We start from the raw sequence: 1,707 nt of genomic DNA on the forward strand, positions 1-1,707 counted from the left end.
TGTATACTTTGATTGTAATACTTTATACCCAGTAAATCCACCCACTAAAACCACTAAAATTATTACAAGTTTTATTGTTTTTTTTATATTTGTTTTCGAATCTACGACTTTAGTTTTGATTTTACTATTTGTATTATTTGCTTGGTTAAATTGTAAATTTGTTTCTTGATCCTCAACCGTTGCCCCTCCACAATTCTCGCAATATTTATCTTCTGTTTCGATTTTACATTTCAAACAAAACATTTTATACTTCCTTTCCGCTATTTCTTATTATGTATGCTTTGCACTCTTTCCATATAATTCGAACTCCATGCGTAATTATCGCTTGAAAGCCCTCGATTATTACCTAGTACATTCTCAAAATAATTAATTCTATATGCCACTAATGGTCTAAGCTCTACGAATAGCCTTGATACGTCTTTATCTCCTAGTTTAAATGCATATAACTTATCTAAATAACTTAGCATATCACTAGAAAATCCTTGTTTATGCGTTGCTCTATCGGCTTTCACAAATTTTTCTCTCTCATAGAGCATATAAAAAATGCTTGTCCACTTTTTAGTTAAATGCCATAAAACCAACCTTACTATACAGTAAAAGCTATACATTATTATTACTAATAAATGTGAAAATATTGTACCTAAAGAGGAAACACCACTATGTGTTATTGTTGCTAAAATATTACTACTTAAAATTCCCAAAGTTAGAGCAAATGGAGCAATTATTAAAAATAATATTGCACTTGCTCGTCCTAGCACTATATTTCCATCATGTAGCAATCTTAAATTTGCTATATTAGTCTTTATTTGTGCAAATTCGTTATAAATAACGGCTTTCAATTCTTCCCTTGGAAGTGTGTCTATTGCTCCATTAGATACAAAAATTGAATTGCCATAACTATTTGTTTCTATATCAAGGCTATCAAATGTAAATATTTTAACTGTTCCAGTTAGATATTCAAATTTCATTTTTTCAATTTTTCTAACTAACAATTTAATCTTCTTTCCAGTAAGATTATTTAATGCATCAATAATTTTATATTGCATGTATACTGGCGAAGAATAACCCTTAATCCGTTCTATCCTTCAACTCTTCAATTATTGGTTGTAAGAGTTTTTCTTCCCTTCCTATCGTATTTCTACCATTTGCAAAGAAGGCAACGCAACGTTGTCCAACGCTTGAATACATGCTAAAAATTAAAATTATGTATAATATTAAAGTCCTAATAGTTCCATTAAACGGGAGCCATTGAACTGGTATAAAACATGACAATCCAAACTGTAAAAAACCTATGAACACTATATTTATAAGTATATTAAAAATTGGTATTAATCGTAACATTTATTTAATCAACCATCCTTATTTTTATTTTTGCATACCTAAATTTAGGTACTTTTATAAAAACTATTGCTTCACCTACTTTTAATTGCCCAAACTCTCTAGGCTTATAAACAAATTCTTCTTCTAAACTTACATTTGTACTACTTTGTTCTTGTTTACCGCTTTCCTTACTACTTGAAAACATTGGTTTATATATATCCTTTGTACCAATCCCATTACTTAACACTTGTTGAGAAGAAAAAACGTCTTGTCTTAAAGCTATTTTTACATTTGTACAACCCCATATTTGGTCTAATAACTTACTAGAATTATTAATTGTCATATCTGCTAATTCTTGAGTAGAAATTATATTTCTAAAACCATATG

The 1,707-nt window shown here is 28.9% G+C and carries 4 protein-coding genes; all 4 read right to left on the reverse strand.

Annotated features, from left to right (window positions below; all coding sequences use genetic code 11):
• On the reverse strand, positions 1-243 hold a 243-nt coding region (locus VIM70_RS07840), incomplete at its 3' end, for a hypothetical protein (protein WP_331945195.1).
• Between the two features lie 17 nt (positions 244-260).
• Positions 261-992 (reverse strand): hypothetical protein, encoded by a 732-nt coding sequence (locus VIM70_RS07845; RefSeq protein WP_331945196.1) that lies wholly within the window; start codon positions 990-992, stop codon positions 261-263.
• 76 nt (positions 993-1,068) lie between these two features.
• Positions 1,069-1,341 (reverse strand): hypothetical protein, encoded by a 273-nt coding sequence (locus VIM70_RS07850; RefSeq protein ID WP_331945197.1) that lies wholly within the window; start codon positions 1,339-1,341, stop codon positions 1,069-1,071.
• Between the two features lie 4 nt (positions 1,342-1,345).
• Positions 1,346-1,707, reverse strand: a 362-nt coding sequence (locus VIM70_RS07855; protein ID WP_331945198.1) for a TraM recognition domain-containing protein, incomplete at its 5' end; no start/stop codon positions are given.

The organism is Clostridium sp. (assembly GCF_036569345.1).
Taxonomy (GTDB): domain Bacteria; phylum Bacillota; class Clostridia; order Clostridiales; family Clostridiaceae; genus Clostridium_AD.